We start from the raw sequence: 26,191 nt of genomic DNA, 5'->3' as shown, positions 1-26,191 counted from the left end.
GTCACCCCACCCCGCAGAGGCGCAGCAGCGCCGTGGCCGCCGCACCCGCGACGATCACCACCGGGAACGGCGCCCGGCGCAGCGCGAGTACGCCCGCGACCAGCACGCCCGCCGGCCGGGCCCACCCCGCGAAGCCGTGCCCCTGGGTCAGCGCACCGGTCGCCACCAGGGCCACCAGCAGCACGGCCGCCGCGACGGCCAGCAGGTGCCGCAGCCGCTCCGAGAGAGCGAGCCGGCCCGCGAGCAACGGCCCGGCCAGGCGGTAGGCGTACGTTCCGACCGCGAGCAGCAGCACGGCGTACAGCGGCATCATCGGACCTCCTCCTTCCCCGCGTCCGCGGCGTTCCGTCCACCGGCCGCCTTCCGGCCGCCCGTCTCCCCCGCCGCCGACCGCCCGGCGAACAACAGCCCGACCAGGGCGAGCAGTACCGGCAGTCCGGCCGGGACGAACGGCGTCGCCGCGACCGCGACCACCGCACCCACCACCACCGCCGTACGGGTGCGGCGGTCCGCGAGTGAGGGCAGGACGAGCGCGAGCAGCACCGCGGGGAAGGCCGCGTCCAGGCCGAACGCGTCCGTGTCGCCGATCAGCCCGCCCGCGAGCGCGCCGAGCAGCACCGAGACGTTCCAGACCACGAACAGGGCGATCCCGCAGAACCAGTACACGGCCCGGCGCCGACGGGGCTCGCTCTGCTGCAGGGCGAAGGCGGCGGTCTCGTCGGTGAGCAGCTGCGCCCCCACCAGCCGCCGCCACCACGGGCCGTCGAGCACGTCGGCCACGGTGAAGCCGAAGGGAAGCAGCCGGGCGTTGAGCACCAGTCCGGTGGCGACCGCCGCGAGGGCGCCGCCGCCGGAGAGCACCACGCCGACCGCCGCGAACTGGGCGCCGCCGGCGAACACCAGCACGGAGAGGGCCATCGGCACCCAGAGCGGTAGGCCACCGGAGACGCTGATCGCACCGAAGGACGCGCCGACCAGCGCATCGGCCAGGCAGACCAGGGCGACGTCCCGGAGGATGGCACGCTCCAGTGTTCGAAATGGCGAACGCATGTTCATTAGAGTGAACCGACCCAGCATCGTTCGTCAAGGCGAACACGCGGACCGATCGGGCGAACGATGGTCGACGCGACCGGCCGTGGCAGCATGAACGGCGGCAGCAGCCGTACCGGGAGCCATGGAAGGGGCCGGGAAGAAGCGTGAGTGGCGAGCATGAGTGACCAGAGCACCCCGACCACGGACCCCGGCGACCCCGGCGACCCCGGCGGCTCCGGCAGCTCCGGCAGCTCCGGCAGCTCCGGCAGCAACAACAACGGCAGCGGCGGCGGCGAGCTGATCGGCCAGATCGCCGCCTCGATCAGGCGCGAGCGCGAACGCAGCGGGATGTCGATGGCCGAGCTGGCCCGGCGCGCCGGCATCGCCAAGTCCACGCTGTCCCAACTGGAGTCCGGCGCGGGCAACCCCAGCGTGGAGACGCTCTGGGCGCTCGGAGTCGCCCTGAACGTGCCGTTCAGCCGACTCGTCGATCCGCCGCGCCCGGCGGTCAAGGTGATCCGGGTCGGCGAGGGCCCGGTGACCCACTCCGAGCGCGCCGACTACGCCGCCACCGCACTCTCCTCCTGCCCGCCCAACGCCCGGCGCGACATCTACCGGATCGAGGCGCAGCCGGGCGAGACCAGGGCCTCCGATCCGCACATGCCCGGCACCGTCGAGCACGTGCTGATCGGTGCCGGGCGGGCGCTGGTCGGGCCGACGGAGGCGCCGGTGGAACTGGGCCCGGGCGACTACGTGAGCTACCCGGGCGACGCTCCGCACGTGTTCCGCGCCCTGGCTCCGGACACTCTCGCGGTGATCGTCATGGAGCACATCTGACGGACGGTCGGTGACATGGAGCGGGCATCGCTACTTCAACAGCCCGTCCAGGAAGGGATTTCCGAACACCCGGTGCGGATCGTGGCGGTCCAGGACGGCGACCGCCTCATCCCAGCCGGGCCCTCCGCCCACCCGCAGGCTGTCAGGAATGACCCGGCCGATCAGCTCGGGATCGGACCAGGCGGCGGCATCGGTGTACGCCCAGCCCTTGGACCACTCGACCCGCAGGCCCGCCCGGGTGCCGTCGAAGGTGCGCAGCAGCCACTGCTCCAACTCCCGCGCGAAGCGCTCCAGTCCGGGGGTGCCGGGGAAGGCGAGGACGTCCACCCAGACCGCCGTGTCCCACTCCGGACGGTCGGCACGCGGTCGCAGCGCGGACAGCAGCGGGGGCCTGGCACCGGGGACGCCGGAGGAGGCCGGGTCGTCCAGGCCGGTGACCCGGATCTCCACCGCCCCGTTCACCGGGAACTCGCCCCGGGCCTGGTAGGCGGCGAGCAACTCCCGGTAGTAGGCGGCGAATTCACTCACCGCCCACTGGAGGTCGGCGCGCTTGACGAGGATCGCGTAGCCGTTGGCGGTGACCCGCAGGGTGGTCGGGCGGACGTATTGCAGCAGGGTGCGCGAGGGACCCCAGAGGTCGGATCGCAGTCCGCCCGCGAGCAGGTGGGTGAGCACCTCGCCGCTGAGCAGTTGACGCAGCAGCGCGCCGGAGAGCAGCACCTCGGTGATGTCGCCGGTGAGTGCCACCTTCGCGACCAGGTACTGGAGTTGGCCGAACAGTGGGGCCGAGGCCCAGGCGCCGGCGACGATCTCGCCGGCGAGCCGGGCGACCGGTTCCGGGAGGCTGTCCGAGAAGGGGTAGTTGTAGGGATGGTCGACGGAGAGGGAGGCGAGCGGCTTGTTCGGGGTGACGCTCCAGGTCTTGAGCCAGGGGTACTCGGTGTAGGCGAACCAGATCGCCTCGGCCCGGCCGTCGCGTTCCACGAAGTCGGCGAGGGTGCGCGGGCCTCCCCCGCCACCGAGGACGCCTCCGAGGACACCGCCCAGCACTCCCCCGAGCACCCCGCCCGCACCGGCGCCAACGCCGGTGCCGGCCCCGGCACCGGCATCCGGGCGGGCGAAGAGCTCGCTCGCCGGGATGTCGAGCCGGCTGACGCAGCGCAGCGGCCGGTCGGCGCCGGCCCGCAGCACCACCTCGGTGAGGAAGGCCCGGCCCAGGTGGACCAGGAAGGCGGCGCTGTCGGCCTCGGAGCGGTCGAAGGTCCGCAGCGTGTAGCGGCCGGTGGCCGGGTCGAGGACGACGGCGGTGAGCCGGACGACCTGGTTGCTGACCGATCCGAAGCCGTGCCCCTCCGGCCGCACCTCCCCGGCGGCCGGGACGGCGGTGCCGTGGCCGCCGATGGCGAGCACGCCGCCGACGGTGATCTCGCCGGGGGCCGGGCAGGCGGTCAGGCCGAGGCCGCGGTCGGCCAGGTGCGCGAGCAGGGCCTCCATGGTGGTGCCGGTCTGCACCCGGACGGTGTCGGGCGAGTCGGCGCTGATGGCGGTGAGGTGCCGGCTGGTGTCCACGAGCAGCACCCGGGCGCTCTCCGGTGTCCCGGCGGCGACGGTGAGCGGTGCCCAGGTGTGCCGGTAGCCGGAGGCGCGCAGCCGCCAGCCGTTGGCGTGCGCCCAGTCGGCGAGGGCCGGGACCTCCTCGGGGGTTCGCGGCGCGCAGGTCCACAGCTGGTCGGTGCGAATCTCGCCGGACCAGTTCTGGAAGACCCGCTGGTAGAGCTCGGTGCCGACGGGCAGCCCGGGCGGTACGGGCGCGGCGGCCTCGGCGCTGTCCGGGCCGATGGTGCCGCGCAGCAGCCAGGCCGCGCCGCCGAGCGCCGCCGAGGCGCCCAACAGCCGCCGTCGGGTGAGGCCACCGGGGGCGCCCTTCACCCCGCCCGCCGCGACGGTCGAAGAGGCCCTCTCCGAGCCCGTCACCGAAGCCTTCGCCGGGGCAGCCGTCGGGGCACCCTTCGGAGCGTCCTTCGGGGCGTCCACCGGGGCATTCGGTGGGATCATCCCCTCCTGTGCCGCCCCGTCACCCGTTCCGCCCGTCGGGCCGTGTCCTGTGGTCATCCGTCCGTCCGCCCCCTCGTTCTGGTCCCCCGGGCCGAGCTGCGGCGATCCGGGTCGGGCCGGGTTCTGCCCGGCCCGGTCTGGAGCGTAGGGAGGGGCGCACGGCAGTTTGAAGCGCCCGCCCGGGATCTCACTCCTTCGAGTGAGATCGACGCGATCTGCCGCTGGCGCCCCCGTCGCCTGCCCCAGCCCCGTCCCGCGTCGCGCTCCCGCCCTGGTCCGCTCCTCGACCTGGCTCCGTTGCCCACAGCCCCGACGGGCACATAGGTTGATCACGATCACCCCACCGCGCTCCGCCGGAGGCTCCGCCATGCCCTCGTCCACGCCTGCACCCGAGCCCTCGCCCGCGAACGCGCCCGCGGATCCGTCCGCGGGCGGAGCGCTGACCGTCGCCGTCGCCCAGCCCATCTGCGCCGCCGCCGGCCGTCCGGACACCGTCTCCGAGAACGTCGCCCGGCACGCGGAGGCGGTGCGGGAGGCGGGCACCCGGCTGGTGGTGTTCCCCGAGCTGTCGCTGACCGGCTACGACCTGGCCGCACCCGCTGTCGACCCGGCGGACGCCCGGCTCGCGCCGCTGGTGGCGGCCTGCGCCGCGACCGGCGCCGTCGCCCTGGTCGGGGCACCGGTGGCCGAGGCCGACGGGCGCGAGTCCATCGCCACACTGGCGGTCACCCGGAAGGGCGCCGAGGTCGTCTACCGGAAGATGCGCCTGCACGGCGCCGAGGTCGAGCGCTTCGCCCCCGGCGAGAAGCCCGTCGTCCTGGAGCTGGACGGCCTGCGGCTCGGCCTCGCCGTCTGCGCGGACGCCGCGGACCCGGCGCACGCCGAGGAGACCGCCGCGCTCGGCATCGACGCCTACGTCGCCTCCACCCTGTACGGCCCCGGCGCCGCCCAGGCGGAGCGCCGGGACGGCCACTTCCGTGACCGGGCCGCCGCCCACGGGGTGTGGTGCGTGCTCGCGACCTGTGCCGGGGCCACCGGCGAGTACCCGGACAGCTCGGGCGGCTCCGGAGTCTGGGCCCCGGGCGGCGAGCTCGTCGTCCGGGCCGGTACCGACCCGGGAGAGCTGGTCCGCGCCGAGCTGCCCCGCCGGTAGGCGCCGGGAGCGGAGAGCGAGCCAGAGCGAGCGGCACCGGCCGGCCCCGGGCACCGGGCACACCGGCACGGCACGGAGCCGGACCAGCGCCGGACCTGACCGGACCGGACGGAACTGAACGGAGCCGGATCACCCCGACCGGAAATACCCGGGCCCCGTTCGCGGCTGTGGTGATCGAAGATCCGTTCCGGGCCGTTCGGGCCCGTACAGGAGGTGCAGCGCGCGATGGGTGGCGAGCAGGAGAAGGCGCAGGACTACCGGATCGAGCACGACTCGATGGGCGAGGTCCGGGTGCCGGCCGACGCGAAGTGGCAGGCGCAGACGCAGCGGGCGGTGGAGAACTTCCCGGTGTCCGGCCAGCGGCTGGAGCGGGCGCACATCGCCGCGCTGGCCCGGATCAAGGCCGCCGCGGCCCGGGTGAACGCCCGGCTCGGAGTGCTGGACGAGGAGACGGCGGAGGCGATCGCGGCGGCGGCCGAGGAGGTCGCGGAAGGGCGCTGGGACGACCAGTTCCCGGTGGACGTGTTCCAGACCGGCTCGGGCACCTCGTCCAACATGAACACCAACGAGGTGATCGCCACCCTGGCCGGGGAGCGGCTGGGCCGGCCGGTCCATCCGAACGACCACGTCAACGCCAGCCAGTCGTCCAACGACGTCTTTCCGTCCTCGATCCACATCGCCGCGACCGCCGCCGTCACCCATGACCTCGTCCCGGCGCTGGAGCACCTGGCGGAGTCGCTGGAGCGCAAGGCCACCGAGTTCGCCCAGGTGGTCAAGTCGGGCCGCACGCACCTGATGGACGCCACGCCCGTCACGCTCGGCCAGGAGTTCGGCGGCTACGCGGCACAGGTGCGGCACGGGCGGGAGCGGCTGCTGGCCACCCTGCCCCGGGTGGCCGAACTCCCGCTCGGCGGGACGGCGGTGGGCACCGGCATCAACACCCCGCCCGGATTCCCGGCGGCCGTCATCGCGGAGGTCGCCCGCGCCACCGACCTGCCGCTGACCGAGGCCCGGAACCACTTCGAGGCCCAGGGCGCACGGGACGCCCTGGTCGAGCTGAGCGGTCAACTGCGCACCGTGGCCGTCGGGTTCACGAAGATCGCGAACGACCTGCGGTGGATGGGTTCCGGTCCGCGCACCGGGCTCGGCGAGATCAACCTGCCGGACCTCCAGCCCGGTTCGTCGATCATGCCGGGCAAGGTGAACCCGGTGCTGCCCGAGGTGGTGCTGATGGTCGCCGCCCAGGTGGTGGGCAACGACGCCACGGTCACGCTGGCGGGCGCGAGCGGCAACTTCGAGCTGAACGTGATGCTCCCGGTGATCGCCCGCAACGTTCTGGAGTCGGTGCGGCTGCTCGCCAACAGCGCCCGGCTGCTGGCCGACCGCACGGTGGACGGCATCACCGCCAACGTGGAGCGGGCCCGCGAGTACGCGGAGTCCTCGCCCTCGGTGGTGACCCCGCTGAACCGCTACATCGGCTACGAGGAGGCCGCGAAGGTCGCCAAGCAGGCACTGGCCGAACGCAAGACGATCCGTCAGGTGGTTCTGGAGCGCGGCTACGTCGAGCAGGGCAGGCTCACCGGGGAACAGCTGGACGAGGCCCTGGACGTGCTGCGGATGACCCACCCGTAGCGGGGCGGGCGGCGGCCGGGCGCGGCGGGGCACCGTCTTCGCCACGGGACGCGCGCCGGGGCGCGGCGGGCGGTTGCGCCCTCCGCGCCCCGGTCACGGGGCTGTGGGGAAGATCAGCCCTTGGCGCGGCCGGCCCGGCCGCGCCGCATCGACGCTCCGTTCGCCGTCATGGTCGCCATCGAGATCGCCGCGAGGCCGAGCAGGAACATCACGGCGCCCGCGATGATGCAGGTCACGATGTTCTTGCCGTGCGCGACGGACCCGGAGACGACCCACGGGGAGATGATCGTCCAGACACCGAGCGCAGCGGCCGCCCAGGCCCGGGCGTGGGTGCGCTCGTAGGCCGAGCCGTAGCCGGCCATCAGTGCCGTGTAGGCCAGACCCACGATCAGGCAGGTCACGGTCAGGGTGCTGAACGCGGTGAAGCCGACGATCCATGGCGATGCCGCCAGGAAGAGACCGGCCAGGACGGCCAGGGCTTCGACGCCCTGGGCACGGGGGGTCGAGGTGACCCGCTCGTAGCGTTCACGGAGTTCGACGATGTCCGGATGGTGCTCCATGCCCGTCGTCGGGATATGGGTTGCCACCGATACCACCTCCTGTGGTCGGAACCGGTAAGGCGCTTGCCCCGTACCCATTCTGGCGCTTATCCATGCTTTTGCACCCGATCATCCGGAATGAGCGATAACCATCCGGTCACGCCGGTGACCTGCGTCTCAACCATCCGGGCCGCCATTGCCTATGCAACTCGTTGCATAGCAGGATGCGAGCCATGGCACTGGAGCACGCGATCCTCGTCTCGCTGCTGGAGCAGCCCGGTTCCGGCTACGAGCTGGCCCGGCGCTTCGACCGCTCGATCGGACGCTTCTGGACCGCCACCCATCAGCAGATCTACCGGGTGCTGCGGCGGATGGAGGCGGACGGCTGGGTGGCCTCGCAGGAGGTCCCCCAGGACGGGCGCCCGGACAAGAAGGTCTACTCGGCGGCCGGGCCCGGACGGGCCGCGCTGGCCGGCTGGCTGCGCGAACCGGTCGAGCCGGAGACCGTCCGGCACGAGCTCGCGGTCAAGATCCGGGCCGCCGCCTTCGACGACCCGGCCGCACTGATCTCCGAGGTCGAACGGCACCGCGAGGGCCACGCCGCCCTGCTCGCCCGCTACCTGCACGGCGAGCAGCGGGACTTCCCCGACACCACCGCACTCGGTGCGCACGAGCAGCTGCAGCACGTGGTGCTGCGCGGCGGCATCGAGTACGAGCGGATGACCCTCGCCTGGCTCGACGACGTGCTCGCCACCCTGCGCCGCCTCGCCGCCGACAGATGACGGCCCGCAGACAGCGCCCGGCGGATGACGCCGGGCCGATGACGGCCGACCGATGACAGCGAACAGATGACAGCGGACGGATAACAGGCGACAGACGACAAGTAACAGAGTTTGAAATCTGTCATCCCAATCCTGTCGCCCACCCTCCCCACACCCTCGACCCCCAGGAGCCCCTCGATGCTCTTCAACCCGCGCAACTACGACCCCGCACAGTTCGACGAGCCGACCCGCCGGCTGCTGCGCGCGACGGTGGACTGGTTCGAGTCCCGCGGCAAGAAGGCGCTGATCGACACCTACATCGACCGCAGCTGGTACGCCGACTTCCTGGACTTCGCCGCCAAGGAGGGCCTGTTCGCGGAGTTCCTGACCCCCGCCGCGGCCGACCCCGACAAGCGCTGGGACACCGCGCGGATCGCCGAGCTGAACGAGATCCTCGGTTTCTACGGCCTCGGCTACTGGTACACCTGGCAGGTCACCATCCTGGGCCTCGGCCCGGTCTGGCAGAGCGAGAACGAGGCCGTCCGCGCCCGCGCCGCCAAGCTCCTCGCGGACGGCCACGTGATGGCCTTCGGCCTCTCCGAGCGCACCCACGGCGCCGACATCTACTCCACCGACATGATCCTCACCCCGGACGGCGAGGGCGGCTTCACCGCGACCGGCTCCAAGTACTACATCGGCAACGGCAACGTGGCCGGCCTGGTCTCGGTGTTCGGCCGCCGCTCGGACGTCGAGGGCCCGGAGGGCTACGTCTTCTTCGCCGCCGACAGCCGCCACGACGCGTACCACCTGGTCAAGAACGTGGTGAACGCGCAGATGTACGTCAGCGAGTTCCGCCTGGAGGACTACCCGGTGCGCGCCGAGGACGTGCTGCACACCGGCCAGGCCGCCTTCGACGCCGCGCTCAACACCGTCAACGTCGGCAAGTTCAACCTCTGCACCGCCTCGATCGGCATCTGCGAGCACGCGATGTACGAGGCCGTCACGCACGCCCACAACCGGGTGCTGTACGGCAAGCGGGTCACCGACTTCCCGCACGTCAAGCGGGAGCTGACCGACGCGTACGTCCGCCTGACGGCGATGAAGCTGTTCAGCGCACGGGCCGTGGACTACTTCCGCAGCGCCTCCCCCGAGGACCGCCGCTACCTGCTGTTCAACCCGATGACCAAGATGAAGGTCACCACCGAGGGCGAGAAGGTCGTCGACCTGATGTGGGACGTCATCGCCGCCAAGGGCTTCGAGGCGGACACCTACTTCGACAAGGCCGCGAAGGACATCCGCGGCCTGCCGAAGCTGGAGGGCACCGTCCACGTCAACCTGGCGCTGATCCTCAAGTTCATGGGCAACTACCTGTTCGCCCCGGCCGACTACGCCCCGGTGCCGACCCGCCTGGACGCCACCGACGACGCCTTCCTGTTCCGGCAGGGCCCGGCCCGCGGCCTCGGCGCGATCCGCTTCCACGACTGGCGCACCGCCTACGACCGCCACGCCGAACTGCCGAACGTCGCCCGCTTCCGCGAACAGGCCGACGGCTTCTGCGAGTTGCTGCTCCAGAACGCCCCGAGCAAGGAGCAGCAGGCGGACCTGGACTTCCTGCTGGAGATCGGCCAGCTGTTCGCGCTGATCGTCTACGGCCAGCTGGTGCTGGAGCAGGCCGAGCTGACCGGCCTGACCACTTCCGAGCACGGCGGCGACGTGCTGGACCGGATCTTCGACGCACTGGTCCGCGACTTCTCCGCTCACGCCACCGAGCTGCACGGCAAGGCCTCGGCCACCGAGCAGCAGGCCGCCTGGGCGCTGGCCAACGTGCGCCGCCCGGTCGCCGACCCGGCGCGGGACGCGCGGGTGTGGGAGCAGGTCGAGGCGCTCTCCGGCGCGTACGAGATGCAGCCGTAGCGCGGAGGTTGCGGGACCCCGGGGGTGCCGGTCGGCGGGCCGGCACCCCCGGTTCACCTCTCCGGGGCGGCCCGGCCGTCGCCGAGGCCCATGTCGCGGGCCCGGGCGACCGCTTCGGCGCGCGTGGCGACGTGCAGCTTCTCGAAGATGTGGGTGATGTGGTTGCGGACGGTCTTCTCCGCGACCACCAGCTCCCGGGCGATCCGCCGGTTGTCCAGCCCGCGCGCGACCAGGTCCAACACCTCGGCCTCGCGGGCGGTGAGTTCGGGGAAGAGCTGTCCCGCCTCGCGCATCTTCGCCCCGGCCAACAGGGCGGTGATCCGTCCGGCCACCTCGCCGCCGAACACCGCGCCGCCCGCCGCGACCGTCCGCACCGCGTGCAGCACCTCCTCCCGCCCGGCGCCCTTGACCAGATAGCCGCGCGCGCCGGCCTGGAGGGCGGCGAGCAGGTTCCCGTCGTCGTCCGACATGGTCAGCATCAGCACCGGCGGCGGCGCCTCCTGGGTGGCGAGCTGCCGGACGGCCTCCAGCCCGGAGCCGTCGGGCAGCGAGAGGTCCATGATCACCACGGTCGGGCGGTGCCGGGCGACCGCCTCCGGGACATCGGCGACCCGCTCGGCCTCGGCGACCACGAGGACGCCCTCGGCGCTCTCCAGCGCCGCCCTGAGCCCCTCCCGGAAGAGGGGGTGGTCGTCCACGATCAGCACACGGACGGCCGGGCCACCGCCCGGGTCCGTGGGTGCCAGCGGCTGTTCTTCATCCACCCGGACGACACTATCAGCGGCGATAGCATTACTTTCCGTGACATGCTCGTGAAGTTCTCGGCGTGTCGGGGACGGGAGGAGCGGGGCCGGCACCGGAAGGATCCGAACCGGTCCGGGCACTCGGGGCACCCGGCCGTCGGAGCTCGAACCCTGACCCGAGTCACGCTGCGGGCCAGGTCCGCGCTGCCCCGGCCCGCCTGCGAGGTGGCGCCACCCCGTCGGTCGATCGTTCGGCCTCAGCCCTGCGGACCGGTCCGCCCCGAGCGCATGGGCCTGCCGTCCCATTCCGGTCCCAGAAGGGCACCGGGTGCGCCGACGCGGCCCAGCACGGCGGTCACCGGTCCGCGCCGGCCGGCCCGCAGGCCGTACCGCTCCCCGGCCCGGGCGTAGACCAAGTCACCGGAGTGCAGCAGGACTTCACCCAGATCGCCGAGGAAGGCGGCGGCCCCGGAGAGGACCACCAGGAAGGCGTCGGCGGCCCGGTCCGTGTACGGTCCGCAGGTGCCGCCCGGGTCGAGCCGCACGATGCCCACTTCCACCTGCCGCCGGCTCGCGGCGGGCGCGGAGTCCGACCGCTGGGCCGGGATGGCACCCCGGAGCGGCGTCGGGCGGACGGTGAGCACGGTGGTCGGCGTGCCGCGGACGGCGGCGATCCGGCAGGAGGTGCCGGGGCGGTGGTGCAGTGCCTCGCCCGGGGAGAGGATCCGGCCGGCCGCGAACAGCCGGCCGGAGAGCACCACGGTCACCGACTCGGAGGATTCGTAAGGGAGTTGCTCGACCCGGACGCCAGGCGGCAGCGCCTCGACGGTGAGTCCGGCGCGGACGGCCGGCCGCTGCTCGGGGTCGATCAGCCGCTGGAACGCGGGTGCGGTGCGGGGGACGGCGGCAGGGACGAGGATCACGAGAGACCTCCTCCGACGAGGTCAGGCAGGACAGGCTGGACAGGCACGACCGGCCGGGACCCGTCAGGACCCATCAGGGCCGGTCAGGGCCGGTCAGGGCCGGTCGCGGCGGGTGGCGCGGCGCCGGGCCAGGGCGGCCCGGGTGCCGGCGGAGTGCCGGGGGACGGCGAGCGTCAGGCAGAGCAGCTCCGCGCCGAGCGGCCCGGCTTCCAGGTGCAGGGTGCGGCCGCGGCGGGCCAGCAGCAGATCGCCCTCGGATGCCAAGTGGTCCGGCTCCTCGGACAGTTGGCCGACGATGGCGGCGCCGCGCAGCACGTGCAGGACGGTCTCGGTGTCGGGCCGGCCCGGGAGGACGTGGTGGGCGCCCGGGCTCAGCCGCAGGTGGTCGAAGGCCTCGCAGGCGCTGGCGAGCATCCGGCTCCGGGCGAGGGAGCGGATCCGCACGCGCTCACCGTTCGGGCCGATGACGACCATGGCCGCGCCGGTGTCGGTGGTGACGATCACCTGGGGTCACCTTCTTCGGGAGAGGCTTCGGAACGGTGGACGGAGGGGGCGGGGACGGCGAGCAGGGCGTGGAAGTACTCCAGCCCGGCCGTCCCGGCGGTCAGGACGGTCCGCGAGCCGAGCGGCAGCACGACCGCGGTGCCCTCGACCAGCGGCAGGCCCGCGTCGGCGCGCTCCGGGTGGTCCGGGTGCGCGGTGCCCTCGGGCAGTTCGGCGAGCCCGGAGCCGGCGATCACGTAGAGCGCGTGCTCGATGCCGTCGGCGGCCAGCTCCACGCGCCGGCCCGGGTCGAGTCGTTGCAGGCCGACACCGCGCAGCGGTCCGGCGAGCAGGCGGCCGGGGTCGACGGCGCCTCGGCGGCGCAGGTCGGTGATGACGGTGCCCGACATGACGGGCGCTCCTTCCGGTCGCGGGCGGGCTCCGTGGTCCGCCTCTGTGCTCCACCGTGCGCCGCCCGCTGTCCCGGCCACACGGGGGTGTCGTCCCGTCCGGCTCCCGATCCGATCCCGGCCCGATCCCGGTCTGACCCCGGCCCCGATCCCGATCCCGGTCTGCCCCCGGCCCCGATCCCGATCCCGGTCTGACACCGGCCCCGATCCCGATCTGGCCCCGGCCCCGATCCCGGTCCGCCCCACCCGGGATCCCGGCCCGCCGCCGCGCGGAGATCCCGTCCCGTCTCCGCCTCGCCACCGACCCGCACCCGCACCCGCACCCCGAGCGCACCCGAGACGCACACGGAACGCCCCCGCCCGCGAACGCCCCGAGCCGACCGGAACGACGTACGGTGGAACCGGAGGCCGTGTCATGCACGTCACCGGAACCCACTTCACCCGCTTCGCCGACCGCACCGAGGCGGGCCGTCGGCTGGCCGCACGCCTGGGCCACCTGGCCGGCCCCGACACCGTGATCGTGGCGCTGCCGAGGGGCGGCGTGCCGGTGGCCGCCGAGGTCGCCGCGGTGCTCGGCGCGCCGCTGGACATCTGCGTGATCCGCAAGCTCGGCGTGCCCTACCAGCCGGAGCTCGGCATGGGGGCGATCGGCGAGGACGGCGTCCGGGTGCTGAACGACCAGATCATCCGGTTCTCCGCGGTCACCGACGAGCAACTGGCCGAGGTGGAGCGGCGCGAGCGCGCCGAGCTGGCGCGCCGGGCCCGCCGCTACCGGGGCGACCGGCCGCCCACCGACCTGCGCGGGCGCACGGTGATCGTGGTGGACGACGGCATCGCCACCGGCTCCACCGCCCGGGCGGCCTGCCGGATCGTCCGGGAGCGCGGCGCGGACCGGGTGGTGCTCGCGGTTCCGGTCGCGCCGGCGGACTGGGCCGAGCGCCTCGACGAGGTCGCCGACGAACTGGTCTGCGTCGACACGCCGTCCCCGTTCTACGCGATCGGCGAGTTCTACGCCGACTTCACCCAGACCGAGGACGAGGAAGTGCTGCGGCTGCTGGCCGAGGCCGGCGGCGACCCGCCCGCAGCCTCCGCCGGCGTCGACCGCGAGCTGCTGCTGCCCGTCGCCGGGGCCCGCCTCGCGGGCCGGCTGGCCGTCCCGGCCGGCGCGCGCGGGGTCGTCGTCTTCGCGCACGGCAGCGGCAGCGGCCGGCACAGCCCGCGCAACCGGTACGTCGCCGAGTACCTGAACCGCACCGGGCTGGCCACGCTGCTGTTCGACCTGCTCACCGAGGCCGAGGAGGCCGACCGGCGGAACGTGTTCGACGTGGCGCTGCTGGGCGGCCGGCTGACCGCCGTAGCCCGGCACCTGGGCACGGCGCAGGGCGACCCGGACGCCACCGTGCCCGAGACCCGGGGCCTTCCGCTCGGCCTGTTCGGCGCCAGCACCGGCGCCGCGGCCGCGCTGCACACCGCCGCCGAGCTGGGCCCGGCGGTGCGCGCCGTGGTCTCCCGGGGCGGTCGCCCGGACCTCGCCGCACCCGAGACCCTGGCCCGGGTCCGCGCTCCGACGCTGCTCGTCGTCGGCTCCCTGGACCCCACCGTGCTCGACCTCAACCGGCAGGCCCGGAGTCGGCTGCGCTGCGAGACCGGGCTCGCGGTGGTCCCGCACGCGAGCCACCTGTTCGAGGAACCCGGGACGCTGAACCGGGTCGCCGAACTGGCCTCGGACTGGTTCCTGCGCCACCTCCCGCGCCCCACCGGCCTCGGAAGTGCGTGACCGTCCCATTGCGCAGGATTCGTGCATCGTCCCCGGTCAGCAGCGCATTTTGCGCAGCCAATAGCGGGATTTTCTGATCAGCTTGTACACATTGAGCAGTCAAAATCCGACCTGTTGCCCAACCACCCCGACAGTAGCAAGCTCTCCGCAACCACACCGCCCACCCGTTCGCGGTGCGGTCGCGATCCAGCGGAAGCCTCGACGGCGAGGCCCGAAGTGGAGGAACGAGCGATGACCCCGCAGACCCACGCCCTTGAGTTGACCCCCGAGGAGCGCGAGGCCGGTCTTGACGCCGACCAGCTGCGCCGCCTCGTCGGCCTCGTCGAGCACGACGCCGCCACCGACCCGTTCCCCGTGACGGCCCAGGACGCGGTCGTCTTCGTGGTCGGCAACGCCACCCAGACGGCGCAGTTCTACCAGGTCGTCTTCGGCATGGAGCTGGTCGCCTACTCCGGCCCGGAGACCGGCCGCCGGGACCGCAAGGCGTACGTGCTCCGCTCCGGTTCCTGCCGCTTCGTGATCAAGGGCGGTGTCCAGCCGGGCAGCCCGCTGCTGGACCACCACCGCCGCCACGGCGACGGCGTCGTCGACCTCGCCCTGGAGGTCCCGGACGTCGACAAGTGCATCGAGCACGCCCGCGCGACCGGCGCCACCGTGCTGGAGGAGCCGAACGACGTCTCGGACGAGAACGGCACCGTGCGCCGCGCGGCCATCGCCACCTACGGCGAGACCCGCCACACCCTGATCGACCGCTCCCGCTACCACGGCCCCTACCTGCCGGGCTACGTCGTCGCGGAGAGCAAGGTCACCCACCCGGAGGGCTCGCCCAAGCGCCTCTTCCAGGCCCTCGACCACGCCGTCGGCAACGTCGAGCTGGGCCGGATGGACGAGTGGGTGTCGTTCTACAACCGCGTCATGGGCTTCGTGAACATGGCCGAGTTCGTCGGCGACGACATCGCCACCGAGTACTCCGCGCTGATGTCCAAGGTCGTCGCCAGCGGCAACCACCGGGTGAAGTTCCCGCTCAACGAGCCGGCCATCGCCAAGAAGAAGTCCCAGATCGACGAGTACCTGGAGTTCTACACCGGCCCCGGCTGCCAGCACATGGCGCTCGCCACCAACGACATCCTCACCACCGTGGACGTGCTGCGCGCCCGCGGCGTGGAGTTCCTCAACACCCCGGACGCCTACTACGACGACCCGGAGCTGCGCGAGCGGATCGGCAAGGTCCGGGTGCCGATCGAGGAGCTGAAGAAGCGCGGCATCCTGGTCGACCGCGACGAGGACGGCTACCTGCTGCAGATCTTCACCAAGCCGATCGGCGACCGCCCCACCGTCTTCTACGAGTTCATCGAGCGGCACGGTTCGCTCGGCTTCGGCAAGGGCAACTTCAAGGCGCTCTTCGAGTCCATCGAGCGCGAGCAGGACCGACGCGGCAACCTGTGAGCGTCCGACGGCTCCGACGAGCCGGGCACCGGCGATCGGAGCTCTGACGGGCTCCGGCGATCGGAGCTCTGACGGGCTCCGGCGAACGGAGCTCCGACGGGCTCCGGCCAACGGGGCCCGTGACGGGCTCCGCCGAGCTCTGACGAACGGATCTCTGCCAAACGGTCGAGGAGGACCACGGAGATGGCGTACTACCGGCAGCTGGGCAGCATCCCGCCCAAGCGGCACACCCAGCACCGCACCCCCGAAGGCGGGCTGTACTACGAGGAGTTGATGGGCGAGGAGGGGTTCTCTTCGGACTCCTCGCTGCTCTACCACCGGGGCATCCCGTCGGCGGTGGTCAACGCGGTGCCCTGGGAGCTGCCGGACCAGTCCACGGTGCCCAACCACCCGCTCCTCCCTCGGCACCTCAAGCTGCACGAGCTGTTCGCGGACCAGGACTGGAAGTCCGCGGACGTCGTCGGCAGCCGCCGGCTGGTCCTCGGCAACGGCGACGTGCGGATCTCGTACGTCGCCGCCGGGGCCCCGAGCGAGCTCTACCGCAACGGACTCGGCGACGAGTGCGTCTACGTGGAGTCCGGCTCCGGCACGGTCGAGACGGTGTTCGGCTCGATCGAGGTCGGGCAGGGCGACTACGTGATCGTCCCGCGCGCCACCACCCACCGCTGGGTGCCGTCCGGCGACGAGCCGCTGCGCGCGTACTGCATCGAGGCGAACAGCCACATCACCCCGGTCAAGCGCTACCTGTCGAAGTACGGGCAGCTGCTGGAGCACGCGCCGTACTGCGAGCGGGACTTCCGCGGACCGGTCGGACCGCTGGTCGTCGACGCCCCCGGGGACGTCGACGTGCTGGTCAAGCACCGCGGCCCGAACGGGGTCGCGGGCACCCGCTACACCGTGCCGCACCACCCCTTCGACGTGGTCGGCTGGGACGGCTGCCTGTACCCGTACGCCTTCAACATCAAGGACTTCGAGCCGATCACCGGCCGGATCCACCAGCCGCCGCCGGCCCACCAGGTCTTCGAGGGCAACGGCTTCGTGATCTGCAACTTCGTTCCGCGCAAGGTGGACTACCACCCGCTGTCGATCCCGGTGCCCTACTACCACGCCAACGTGGACAGCGACGAGGTCATGTTCTACTGCGGCGGCGACTACGCGGCGCGCAAGGGCTCCGGCATCGGCCAGGGCTCGATCTCGCTGCACCCGGGCGGGCACACCCACGGCCCGCAGCCGGGGGCGTACGAGCGCAGCATCGGCGTGGAGTTCTTCGACGAGCTGGCCGTCATGGTGGACACCTTCCGCCCGCTGGAGCTCGGCGAGGGCGGCCGGGCCGGCGAGGACGCCGACTACGCCTGGACCTGGGCCGGTCGGGGGCCCGGGCGATGAGCGCACTGCCTTCGGGGGGAGTGATCCCCGAGCTGTTCCGCGAACTGTTCGACGACGCGGCGGTGTTCCCGCCGGGGAACCTCCCGGTCGTCGAGGCGGTGCCCGCGCACCGGGCGCACCGCGCTGCCTGGTACGCCGAGGCGGTCGGGCCGTTCCTCTGCGGGGCCGGCCGACTGGGCGAGTTGGCCGCGGCGGTCTCGACCGCCGACACCGACGGGGGCACGGCGGGGGCGGACGGCTCGGCGGTGGCGGGCGACCGGCCGCTCAAGGTCGGGCTGGTGCTGCCGGGGGGCAGCACCGAGCTCGCCCCGGCGCTCGCCGCCGCCGCGCCGTTCGAGCTGGCCGGCGTCGAGCTGGCCACCCGGGACGCCGCCGAGGCGGTGGCCGCACTGGACCGGCTGCTGCCACCGGACGTCCCGGCCGCCGTCGAACTGCCGCGCGAACTCCTGCGCGGGGACGGACTGGACGCCGTCCTGGACGCGCTGGTGGACAGCCCGTACCGGGCGAAGTTCCGCACCGGCGGGCTGGTCGCCGAGGCGTTCCCGGACGAGGACGAGCTGGCCGCCTTCCTCACCGGCTGCGCGCGGCGCGGGCTGCCGTACAAGTGCACGGCCGGGCTGCACAACGCCGTCCGGCACACCGACCCGGAGACCGGCTTCGAGCACCACGGCTTCCTGAACGTGCTGCTGGCCGCACAGGAGACCGACCGGGCCGCGGCCGCGGCGGTGCTGGCGGAGCGCGACGGCGAGGTGCTGGCCAAGGCGGTCCGGTCGCTGACGGATCGTCAGGTCACGGTGATCCGCAACTCGTTCACTGCTTTCGGCACCTGTAGCATCGCCGAGCCCCTGGGTGACCTGGCCGCACTCGGCCTGCTGTCGTCGCCCAGTCCACTGCACCAGGAGGACCGTTGAGCACCACCCCCAGCAGCACCGGCAGCTGGCTCGCCAGCGCCCAGGACTCGCCGTTCGGCGTGCACAACCTGCCGTACGGCGTCTTCACCGCCGCCGACCAGCCGGGCCGGCGCCGGATCGGCGTGCGCGTCGGAGACTTCGTGCTGGACGCCGGGGCGGCCGCCCGCGCGGCCGGCGCGCCGTCGACGCTGCTGGAGGCGGACTCGCTCAACCCGCTGATGGCGGCGGGGCGTCCGGCCTGGACCCGGGTGCGGGCGGACCTCACCACCTGGCTCACCGACGAGTCCTTCCGCGAGGCGCTGTCGCCGGCGCTGCTGCCGGCCGACGCGGTGGAGCTGCACCTGCCGTTCGAGGTCGCCGACTACGTCGACTTCTACGCCTCGGAGCACCACGCCACCAACCTGGGCCGGATCTTCCGCCCGGGCACTGAGCCGCTCACCCCCAACTGGAAGCACCTGCCGATCGGTTACCACGGGCGGGCGGGCACGGTCGTGGTCTCCGGCACGCCGGTGGTGCGGCCGCACGGACAGCGCAAGGCGCCCGCCGACTCCGCGCCGACCTTCGGGCCGTCGCGCCGGCTGGACATCGAGGCCGAGGTCGGCTTCGTCGTCGGTACGCCGTCCGAGCTCGGCCGGCCGGTCGTCCTGGACGACTTCCGCGAGCACGTGTTCGGCGTCTGCCTGCTCAACGACTGGTCGGCGCGCGACATCCAGGCCTGGGAGTACGTGCCGCTCGGCCCGTTCCTCGGCAAGTCCTTCGCGACCTCGGTCTCGCCGTGGATCGTGCCGTTGGAGGCGCTGGAGCACGCCCGGGTCGCACCGCCGGAGCGCGACGTCGAGCCGCTGGCGTACCTGGACGACCGGGGCGGCGAGCCGTGGGGCCTGGACCTGGCGATGGAGGTCCGGCTGAACGGGCACCCCGTCTCCCGGCCGCCGTTCGCCACCATGTACTGGACGGCGCAGCAGCAGCTGACCCACATGACCGTCAACGGCGCCTCGCTGCGCACCGGCGACCTGTTCGCCTCCGGCACGGTCAGCGGGCCGGAGCGGGACACCCGGGGTGCACTGATCGAGCTGACCTGGAACGGCGAGGAGCCGCTGAAGCTCCCGGACGGGACGACCCGGACGTTCCTGGAGGACGGCGACGAGGTGACCATCACCGCCACCGCGCCCGGGCCGGACGGCGCCGTGATCGGGTTCGGCGAGGTCACCGGACGCGTGCGCGGCTGAGCGCTCACGGGTGACAGTCGGCAGCTGACAGCTGACGGACCACGGATCACGGATCACCGGTCACGGATGACAGCTGACAGATTTCATCATCTGTCAGCTGTCATCCGTTCTCCGTCCCCGCTTCCCGATCCGGTGATCAGTGCTCCCCGCCGCCCCCGGTACGGTGGACACCAGGCGGACTTCGAAGGGCTCCGGCGCACTCCATCGGACTCCGACGGGCTCCGACGGATGTCGACAGCACAGAGGAACGGGAGCGGGCCGGATGAGCACAGAGGTGGCGGAGGTCCAGGCCTTCCTGGACGGCGGCGTCGGGCGGCTCGTGCTGAACCGCCCGAGGGCGCTCAACTCGCTGACCCACGGCATGGTCACCGCCCTGCGCGCCACTCTGGACGACTGGGCCGAGGACGACCGGATACGCGCCGTCGTCCTGACCGGCGCGGGCGAGCGCGGCCTGTGCGCCGGCGGCGACATCCGCGCGATGCACGACGACGCCAGGGCGGGAGGAGCGGGCACCCGGGCGTTCTTCCGCGACGAGTACCGGCTGAACGCCCTGATCGCCCGCTATCCGAAGCCGTACGTCGCGGTCCAGGACGGCATCACCATGGGCGGCGGCGTCGGCGTCTCCGCCCACGGCGCGGTGCGGATCGTCACCGAGCGTTCCACCGTCGCGATGCCCGAGACCCGGATCGGCATCGCCCCTGACGTCGGCGGCAGTCGACTGCTCGCCCACGCCCCGGGCGAGTTGGGCACCCACCTCGCGCTCACCGCAACCTCGATGGGCCCGGGCGACGCCCTGCTGTGCGGGTTCGCGGACCACTTCGTACCCTCGCCGCGCATCCCCGACCTGCTCGACGCCCTGGCCCGGAGCACCGCCGCGGCGACCAGCGGCACCGCCGCCGAGGCCGCCGCCCTGGTCGACGGCATGGTCGCCGCGCACGCCGAGCCCGCGCCGCCCGCCGCGCTGGCCGCCCAGCGCAGCTGGATCGACGCCTGCTACGCGGCCGACACGGTCGAGGAGATCGTCGACCGGCTGCTGAACTCCGGTGTCCCGGAGGCGAAGGAGGCCGCCGTCGCGGTCCTGGCGAACTCCCCCACCGCCGTCAAGACCACCCTGGCCGCGCTGCGCCGCGCCCGCACCCTCCCTTCGCTGGAGGCCGTGCTCGACCAGGAGTACCGGATCTCCTGCACCGCGCTGGAGAGCCACGACATGGTCGAGGGCATCCGCGCGCAGGTGATCGACAAGGACCGCGACCCCCGCTGGAAGCCCGGCACGCTCGCCGAGGTGACGGAGGCGGACGTCGCCCGCTACTTCGCCCCGCGCGAGGGCGACGAACTGGGCCTGGCCTGATCCCCGCCCCTCCTCCAGCACCTGGTGACCGGCGTCTCGCATACCAAGACTGGCGCGAGGCGGGGCGCGTCGTAGATCGTTGGGTGGTCAGGGCGCTCCCACGGGCGCCGAGCAGCGGAAATGGGAGTCGACGGCGATGACCGAGACCGAGACCTACGAGACGATCCTGGTCGAGCGCAAGGGCCGGGTGGGGCTGATCACGCTCAACCGGCCGAAGGCGCTCAACGCGCTGAACACCCAGCTCATGAACGAGGTGGTCGCCGCCGCGACCGTCTTCGACCGGGACCCGGAGATCGGCTGTCTGGTGATCACCGGCTCGGAGAAGGCCTTCGCGGCCGGCGCCGACATCAAGGAGATGCAGGGCAACCGGTTCCCGGACGTCTACCTGGACGACTGGCTGGGCCCGTGGGACCGGCTCGGCGCCCTGCGCAAGCCGGTGATCGCGGCGGTGGCCGGGTTCGCGCTGGGCGGCGGCTGCGAGCTGGCGATGCTCTGCGACATCCTGCTGGCGGCGGACACCGCGAAGTTCGGTCAGCCGGAGATCAAGCTCGGGGTGATCCCCGGCATCGGCGGCTCGCAGCGGCTGACCCGGGCGGTCGGCAAGGCGAAGGCCATGGAGCTGTGCCTGACCGGCCGGATGATGGGCGCCGAGGAGGCCGAGCGGGCCGGACTGGTCTCCCGGATCGTCCCGGCGGACCAGCTGCTGTCCGAGGCCCTCGCCACAGCCGAGACCGTCGCGGCGATGTCCGCCCCGGCAGCGATCATGATGAAGGAGAGCGTCAACCGCGCCTTCGAGACCACCCTGGCCGAGGGCGTCCGCTTCGAGCGCCGCCTCTTCCACGCGGCCTTCGCCACGGCGGACCAGAAGGAGGGCATGGCGGCGTTCGCCGAGAAGCGCCCGCCGGAGTTCCGGAACCGCTGACGGCGGAGGGCGTCCGACGGATGACGGCGGACAGTCGACAGCAGACGGCTGACAGATTTCAGCATCTGAAATCTGTCAGCTGAACTCTGTCCGCTGAACGCTGTCCGCTGAAGCCTCAGCCGAGAGCCGCCCGCGGGAGGCCGTCGGCTGTTCGTCGAAGGCCTCCCGCTGTCGGCCGCCACGCTCAGCCCTCCTCCACCGCCACCGTGTTCAGCCGGGCGAGCCCACTGCGGGTGGCGGCGACGACGATCTGGTCGCCCGGGGCGAGTCGCCGGGTACGGTCCGGGAAGTTCCACTGCAGCGACCCGCCGTGGGCGAAGCGCACGGCGATCACCCGGACGCCGCCCGGGTCCTCCAGGTCGTGCCGGTTCAGCCCGATCAGCCCGCTGCCGTCCTCCACCTTCAGCTCGGCGATCAGCAGCACGTGCCGGAGCACCGACAGCGTCCCGCGCACCTCCCGCCCCATCAGCGCCGCCGCGAAGGCGGGCGCGGCCAGATAGGACACCGACCGGGAGGCCGCGTTGTCCAGCGTCTTGTAGAAGTGGCTGGCGAAGTCGTCCTCGAACAGCCGCACCACCACCCGGACCTCGGGTTTGCCGTGGCGCGCCTCCAGGGCCGCCTCCAGGTTGGTGGCGTCGTCCCCGCTGACCGCGACCAGCGCCCGGCTGTGCTTCAGCCGGGCCCGGCGCAGTTGCTGCTCGAAGGGGCCGTCGCCCATCACCACCGGGATCCCCAGCGCCCGGACGGCGGAGATGCCGCGGGCCTGCGGGTCCCGCTCCATGCAGACCACCGGCACGCCCATGCCGTGCAGTTGGGTCGCGACGCGGGTACCGACGTTGCCGAGGCCGACGACGATCACGTGGTCCCGGGTGCCCGCCCCGGGGTTGCGCGGCTGCCCGCGCCGCCCGGAGCCCAGCACCTCGACCGCGATGGCGGTGGCCACCGGCGCGAAGGTGATCCCGCAGATGGTGATCACCACCTGCGCGACGCGTTGCCAGAACCCGCCGGTGCCCGTCCCGGAGGAGATGTCGGAGAGCTGGTCCGGCTGGGCGGCGCCGGCCAGGTCGAGCAGCGTGACGTAGACGGTCCAGCCGAAGTTCCGGTTGAGGTACCAGAGCACCCCGAAGGCCAGCAGCACCGCCGCGAGGGCGGTGAGCAGCACCAACCGCATCCGGGCGCTGGTGAAGAAGCGCATGGTGTCGAGCAGCCGCCAGCGCAGCCGTCGCTTCCAGTCGATCGGTTCCCGGGGCTCCATCCGCAGCATCTGGAGCGCCGCCCTGCCGGCTGGTTCCTCCTCCGCGGCGGGTTCGACCACAGGCGCCGGTTCGCGCCGCACGCCGCCGGGTCGGATCGGCCCGTCGTCGCCGAACTCGCTGGCGAGCCTGACGAATTCGGCCGAGTCGCCCTGCTGCTCGGGCAGCAGCCGGATCCTGCCGAGGTCCTGCCGGTCGATCTGGTCGGCGACCACGCAGATCCGGTCCGAGGTGATGTCGTCGTCGAACGCGATGTGCAGGTAACGCCCGTCGATCTCCACCGAGTTGGGGCGCCCGAGCGCCGCGGAGGCGAAGGCCGGGGCGGCGGTGGCGGAACCGGAGAGCGCGGCACCGTTCCTGAGCAGCCGCTCGATGTTCTCGCCGAGCCGCTGGTTGAACATCCGGAAGACGATGCGGATGTCCGGGTTGTGGTTCTGGGCGCTGAGCGCGGCGTGGATGTTCTCCTGGTCGCTCCCCTCGACCAGGGCGAGGCCGCGCGCGGTGCCGATGGACACCGCACGCAGCGCCTCCTCCGTGATGCTGGCGTACTCCACGACCGCCGCGACGCCGTCGAGTTGCTCGATCTGCGGCGCGTGATCGCGGGTTCGGTCGGCGACCAGGACGACGACCGGGACCTCGTAGTGCTCGACGAGTTCCAGGACAAGTCGGTGAGCCAGCGCGTTGCCCCCGCAGACGATGTAGTGCTGGCTGATCGGCTCGACCGGAGGGGTCCCCCACCCTTCAGAAGTCATATCGCCGGATGATATCGACGGAAAGTGTCCGGAGGGTGACGTTCCGGCGACTGCGGCGGATCCCCCGGACGGCCGTATCCGGCGCGCGGTCCGGCCGTGGCGCGGAGACGCTGGGGTTCGTCCCCTGCCCGTCAGCCGGCCGACCCGACCTCACCCGTACGGCGTCATGCACCCAGCACGACACCGGTCACCGGTCACCCGTCGCCCGGCCTCAACCCGAGGAGTACGCCACCGTGGCCCCTCCGATCATCACCCCCGACGGTACCCCGGTCCAGGGACCGCTCGGACTGCTCGCCAAGGCCGCCTGGCAGGTCCTGCTGCTCGCCGGACTCGCCTCGCTCGCCCTCGGGATCGTGGTCTTCGCCTGGCCCGAGGAGACGCTCCTGGTGGTGGGCGTACTGTTCGGCCTCTACCTGCTGGTGATCGGCGTCGTGCAGCTGATCGCCGCGTTCGGCACCCACTCCACCACGGCGCTTCGGGTGCTGGCCTTCATCAGCGGTGCGATCTGCGTGCTACTGGGGCTGCTCTGCTTCCGCAGCGCGGCGCAGTCGCTGCTGCTGCTCGCGCTCTGGATCGGGATCGGCTGGCTGTTCCGCGGCATCACCCAGCTCGCCGCCGCGATCTCCGACCCGCTGATGCCCGCCCGCGGCTGGCAGGCCTTCGCGGGCGTGGCCAACACCCTGGCCGGCGTGCTGCTGATGGTGTGGCCGGTCGGCTCGATCACCGCGCTGGCCGTGCTGGCCGGATGCTGGCTGGTGATCCTGGGCCTGGTCGAGATCGTGACGGCGATCCAGGTCCGCAGCCGGGCCAAGCAGATCCCATCCGGCGTCTGACCTCCCCCGGTGTCGTGAGGCCGTGCCCCACCGGGGCACGGCCTCACGGCTGAGCAAGGGGCTTCTCGACCGGGAGCTTCACGACCGTGGAGCTTCATGGCCGGGACTTCAGGACCGGGACTTCAGGAGCGGGGCGCTTCACGGGCACCCGGCTTCACGGGCGCGGCGCGTAGCCGATCCGGAAGGTGGCGGCCTCCAGCCGCTCCGGGGCGAGCCGGACGTCGGTCAGCCGTCGAGTTCGGTGACGGCGACGAGCATCCGCTCCTCGGCCGGGTCGAACAGCTCCCCGGCCCCGGCGTCCGTCCCCGCTGCCGGACGCCCTGGACAGCGCCGCCCGAGGCCGTCAGAGCCAGACCGGCTCGTCCGTTCCCCAGCGCCCCGGCGGGCGCGACCAGTCCGCGGGCGCGCCCTCGTACCCGATCGGCGGCAGGGCATGGCGCAGCCGACCGTACGCGGAATCGGTCTCGGTCAGCCACCGGGAGGGGTCGTACCGCTCGGGCGAGGCCTCGTGCGGCGCGTCCGGTTCCGGTTCGATGCCGTGCAGCAGCCAGGAGGCCGTGCCGGCGAGGGAGAAGCGGAGATGGCGGCCGCCGGGGCGGCGGGTGCGCTGGTCGGTGAGGGCGCGCAGGACGGCGGCGGCGATGAGGTAGCCGGTGCCATGGTCGAGGGCCTGGGCGGGCAGCACGCCGGGGCGGCCGTCGGGGGCGGCCTCGTGCGCGGCGATGCCGACGCCCGCCTGGACCAGGCTGTCGAAGCCGCGCCGGCCGGCCCAGGGGCCGGCCCAGCCCCAGGCGCGGAGCTGGGCGAGGATCAGGTCCGGGCGGCGGGCGAACAACGCGTCGGGGCCGAGGCCGTGGGCGTCGAGGGCGCCGGGGCGGTAGGCCGTGACGACGACGTCGGCGGTGGCGAGCAGTTCCTCGAACACGGCACGGTCGGCCGGCGCGGCGAGGTCGAGCCGGGTGGAGCGCTTGCCGAAGCCGGTGTCGGCGTGGGCGTCCTCGGCCTCCGGCAACCGGGGCGGGTCGACGCGCAGGACGTCGGCGCCGAGCAGGGCGAGGGCGCGGGTGGCGACCGGTCCGGCGATCACCCGGGTGAGGTCGAGGACCCGGACCCCGGCGGCGGGCCGGTCCACCGGGGCCTCACCGAGCGGACGGACCGGCGCGGACGCGGCGGCTGCACCGACCTCCCGGTGCTCCACCAGGGGGTGCATGGCAGGGCCCACCGGCGCGACGGCGACCGCGAGCGCTCCCGCCGCGTACGCGCGCTCCTGGACCCGCTCGGCCGGCAGCTTGCCGAGCGCCTCGGCGAGTTGCTCGGGCCCGGCGTCGGCGGCGAGGTCGAGGGCGGAGAGCAGCCGGGCGCGGTGGTGCGGGTAGTTGGCGTGGGTGCGCACCCAGCCGTCGGCGGTGCGCCAGAAGCCGGAGTGCGGGGCGAAGGAGACGGGCGCACGGCCGTCGACCGTCAGGTGCCGCTCGCTGACGAAGGCGGTGGCCACCGCGCCCTGGTCGACCCGGACGGCGGGGACGGCCTGGGCAGCCGGAGCGACCGGGGCCGCCGGGACCGCCGAGGCGGCCTGGACCGCCGCACCGCTGCGGTGAGCCGCGAGTTCGGCGGCGGCCAGCGAGCAGACCGCCACGGTGGCGCGGGCGAGCCGGAGCACCGGCAGACCGGAGGGCAGGACGTCGTCCGGCCCCTGGAAGCTCACCCGTTCCAGCAGCTCGGGTGATCCCCCGAGAGCCGCCCAGGCATGGGCGGTGGGGCCGTCGACGTATCCGGTGGTTCCGGTGGTTCCGGTGGATCCGGTGGATCCGGCGATTCCGGTGGTTCCTTCTGGCAACGGACGATCAGTCAT

General features: G+C 73.1%; 23 protein-coding genes. 13 read left to right on the top strand and 10 right to left on the bottom strand.

The window, feature by feature from the left end; all coding sequences use genetic code 11:
* Window position 1: 1 nt before the first annotated feature.
* Together ABZ449_RS00855 and ABZ449_RS00850 are read right to left on the bottom strand one after the other, a co-directional pair.
* Entirely contained in the window at window positions 2-313 is a 312-nt protein-coding gene (locus tag ABZ449_RS00855) for an AzlD domain-containing protein (RefSeq protein WP_360337874.1), read from the bottom strand.
* The gene (locus tag ABZ449_RS00850; protein WP_360337871.1) at window positions 310-1,050 is read right to left on the bottom strand and encodes an AzlC family ABC transporter permease; all 741 of its coding nucleotides are present in this window, start codon (window positions 1,048-1,050) and stop codon (window positions 310-312) included. Before ABZ449_RS00850 ends, ABZ449_RS00855 begins: the two co-directional genes overlap by 4 nt.
* 159 nt (window positions 1,051-1,209) lie before the next feature.
* Here ABZ449_RS00850 and ABZ449_RS00845 point away from each other — a divergent pair, with 159 nt between their 5' ends.
* The gene (locus ABZ449_RS00845) at window positions 1,210-1,869 is read left to right on the top strand and encodes an XRE family transcriptional regulator (protein WP_360337868.1); all 660 of its coding nucleotides are present in this window, start codon (window positions 1,210-1,212) and stop codon (window positions 1,867-1,869) included.
* 30 nt (window positions 1,870-1,899) lie between these two features.
* On the opposite strand, the gene ABZ449_RS00840 is transcribed toward ABZ449_RS00845, so the two are convergent.
* Window positions 1,900-3,924 carry a cholesterol oxidase substrate-binding domain-containing protein gene (locus ABZ449_RS00840; protein WP_360337865.1) on the bottom strand — a complete coding sequence of 675 codons (2,025 nt, stop codon included), beginning with the start codon at window positions 3,922-3,924 and terminating at the stop codon, window positions 1,900-1,902.
* Between the two features lie 367 nt (window positions 3,925-4,291).
* Between ABZ449_RS00840 and ABZ449_RS00835 the strand changes: the two genes are divergently transcribed.
* Both ABZ449_RS00835 and ABZ449_RS00830 read left to right on the top strand, forming a co-directional pair.
* Window positions 4,292-5,077, top strand: a complete 786-nt coding sequence (locus ABZ449_RS00835) for a carbon-nitrogen hydrolase family protein (RefSeq protein ID WP_360337862.1) — start codon at window positions 4,292-4,294, stop codon at window positions 5,075-5,077.
* A 225-nt stretch (window positions 5,078-5,302) separates the two neighbouring features.
* Window positions 5,303-6,709: a class II fumarate hydratase gene (locus ABZ449_RS00830; RefSeq protein WP_360337859.1), complete on the top strand. Its 1,407-nt coding sequence runs from the start codon at window positions 5,303-5,305 to the stop codon at window positions 6,707-6,709.
* A gap of 113 nt (window positions 6,710-6,822) precedes the next feature.
* On the opposite strand, the gene ABZ449_RS00825 is transcribed toward ABZ449_RS00830, so the two are convergent.
* Window positions 6,823-7,296, bottom strand: a complete 474-nt coding sequence (locus ABZ449_RS00825; RefSeq protein ID WP_360337856.1) for an SPW repeat protein — start codon at window positions 7,294-7,296, stop codon at window positions 6,823-6,825.
* Window positions 7,297-7,481: 185 nt separating this feature from the next.
* Here ABZ449_RS00825 and ABZ449_RS00820 point away from each other — a divergent pair, with 185 nt between their 5' ends.
* Complete coding sequence (locus ABZ449_RS00820; protein ID WP_360337854.1) at window positions 7,482-8,030, top strand: PadR family transcriptional regulator; 549 nt, start codon at window positions 7,482-7,484, stop codon at window positions 8,028-8,030.
* 177 nt (window positions 8,031-8,207) lie between these two features.
* Window positions 8,208-9,923 (top strand): acyl-CoA dehydrogenase family protein, encoded by a 1,716-nt coding sequence (locus ABZ449_RS00815; RefSeq protein WP_360337851.1) that lies wholly within the window; start codon window positions 8,208-8,210, stop codon window positions 9,921-9,923.
* Window positions 9,924-9,976: 53 nt separating this feature from the next.
* Here ABZ449_RS00815 and ABZ449_RS00810 read toward each other — a convergent pair whose 3' ends face one another.
* The 4 genes from ABZ449_RS00810 to ABZ449_RS00795 all read right to left on the bottom strand — a co-directional run bounded on the left by ABZ449_RS00810 (window position 9,977) and on the right by ABZ449_RS00795 (window position 12,482).
* Window positions 9,977-10,687 carry a response regulator transcription factor gene (locus ABZ449_RS00810; protein WP_360337848.1) on the bottom strand — a complete coding sequence of 237 codons (711 nt, stop codon included), beginning with the start codon at window positions 10,685-10,687 and terminating at the stop codon, window positions 9,977-9,979.
* 236 nt (window positions 10,688-10,923) lie between these two features.
* Window positions 10,924-11,589 carry a cupin domain-containing protein gene (locus tag ABZ449_RS00805; protein WP_360337845.1) on the bottom strand — a complete coding sequence of 222 codons (666 nt, stop codon included), beginning with the start codon at window positions 11,587-11,589 and terminating at the stop codon, window positions 10,924-10,926.
* Between the two features lie 93 nt (window positions 11,590-11,682).
* Window positions 11,683-12,093, bottom strand: coding sequence for a hypothetical protein (locus ABZ449_RS00800; RefSeq protein ID WP_360337842.1), 411 nt, complete (start codon window positions 12,091-12,093; stop codon window positions 11,683-11,685).
* Entirely contained in the window at window positions 12,090-12,482 is a 393-nt protein-coding gene (locus ABZ449_RS00795) for a hypothetical protein (protein ID WP_360337839.1), read from the bottom strand. Before ABZ449_RS00795 ends, ABZ449_RS00800 begins: the two co-directional genes overlap by 4 nt.
* A 415-nt stretch (window positions 12,483-12,897) precedes the next feature.
* Between ABZ449_RS00795 and ABZ449_RS00790 the strand changes: the two genes are divergently transcribed.
* From ABZ449_RS00790 to ABZ449_RS00760, 7 genes are all read left to right on the top strand, one after another.
* Window positions 12,898-14,259 (top strand): phosphoribosyltransferase family protein, encoded by a 1,362-nt coding sequence (locus tag ABZ449_RS00790; RefSeq protein WP_360337836.1) that lies wholly within the window; start codon window positions 12,898-12,900, stop codon window positions 14,257-14,259.
* Between the two features lie 231 nt (window positions 14,260-14,490).
* On the top strand, window positions 14,491-15,705 hold the full coding sequence (hppD, locus tag ABZ449_RS00785; protein WP_360337833.1) for a 4-hydroxyphenylpyruvate dioxygenase: 1,215 nt from the start codon (window positions 14,491-14,493) through the stop codon (window positions 15,703-15,705).
* A 183-nt stretch (window positions 15,706-15,888) separates the two neighbouring features.
* Entirely contained in the window at window positions 15,889-17,091 is a 1,203-nt protein-coding gene (locus ABZ449_RS00780) for a cupin domain-containing protein (protein ID WP_360337830.1), read from the top strand.
* Complete coding sequence (locus ABZ449_RS00775) at window positions 17,088-18,002, top strand: hypothetical protein (RefSeq protein ID WP_360337828.1); 915 nt, start codon at window positions 17,088-17,090, stop codon at window positions 18,000-18,002. Before ABZ449_RS00780 ends, ABZ449_RS00775 begins: the two co-directional genes overlap by 4 nt.
* Window positions 17,999-19,231 carry a fumarylacetoacetase gene (fahA, locus tag ABZ449_RS00770; RefSeq protein WP_360337825.1) on the top strand — a complete coding sequence of 411 codons (1,233 nt, stop codon included), beginning with the start codon at window positions 17,999-18,001 and terminating at the stop codon, window positions 19,229-19,231. The genes ABZ449_RS00775 and fahA overlap by 4 nt, the downstream gene beginning before the upstream one ends.
* Window positions 19,232-19,493: 262 nt before the next feature.
* Complete coding sequence (locus tag ABZ449_RS00765) at window positions 19,494-20,579, top strand: enoyl-CoA hydratase/isomerase family protein (protein ID WP_360337822.1); 1,086 nt, start codon at window positions 19,494-19,496, stop codon at window positions 20,577-20,579.
* A 136-nt stretch (window positions 20,580-20,715) separates the two neighbouring features.
* Complete coding sequence (locus tag ABZ449_RS00760) at window positions 20,716-21,501, top strand: enoyl-CoA hydratase (RefSeq protein ID WP_360337819.1); 786 nt, start codon at window positions 20,716-20,718, stop codon at window positions 21,499-21,501.
* Window positions 21,502-21,685: 184 nt separating this feature from the next.
* Here ABZ449_RS00760 and ABZ449_RS00755 read toward each other — a convergent pair whose 3' ends face one another.
* Window positions 21,686-23,506 carry an NAD-binding protein gene (locus ABZ449_RS00755; protein WP_360337816.1) on the bottom strand — a complete coding sequence of 607 codons (1,821 nt, stop codon included), beginning with the start codon at window positions 23,504-23,506 and terminating at the stop codon, window positions 21,686-21,688.
* A 233-nt stretch (window positions 23,507-23,739) separates the two neighbouring features.
* Here ABZ449_RS00755 and ABZ449_RS00750 point away from each other — a divergent pair, with 233 nt between their 5' ends.
* On the top strand, window positions 23,740-24,339 hold the full coding sequence (locus tag ABZ449_RS00750; protein WP_360337813.1) for a DUF308 domain-containing protein: 600 nt from the start codon (window positions 23,740-23,742) through the stop codon (window positions 24,337-24,339).
* A 343-nt stretch (window positions 24,340-24,682) separates the two neighbouring features.
* Here the strand turns inward: ABZ449_RS00750 and ABZ449_RS00745 are convergent, their stop codons facing one another.
* Window positions 24,683-26,191, bottom strand: a complete 1,509-nt coding sequence (locus tag ABZ449_RS00745; RefSeq protein WP_360337810.1) for a CoA transferase — start codon at window positions 26,189-26,191, stop codon at window positions 24,683-24,685.

The sequence above is a fragment of the Kitasatospora sp. NPDC005856 genome (assembly GCF_040629945.1).
In the GTDB taxonomy this organism is placed as follows: Bacteria; Actinomycetota; Actinomycetes; order Streptomycetales; family Streptomycetaceae; genus Kitasatospora.
This window is presented reverse-complemented; position numbering and strand designations above follow the sequence as displayed.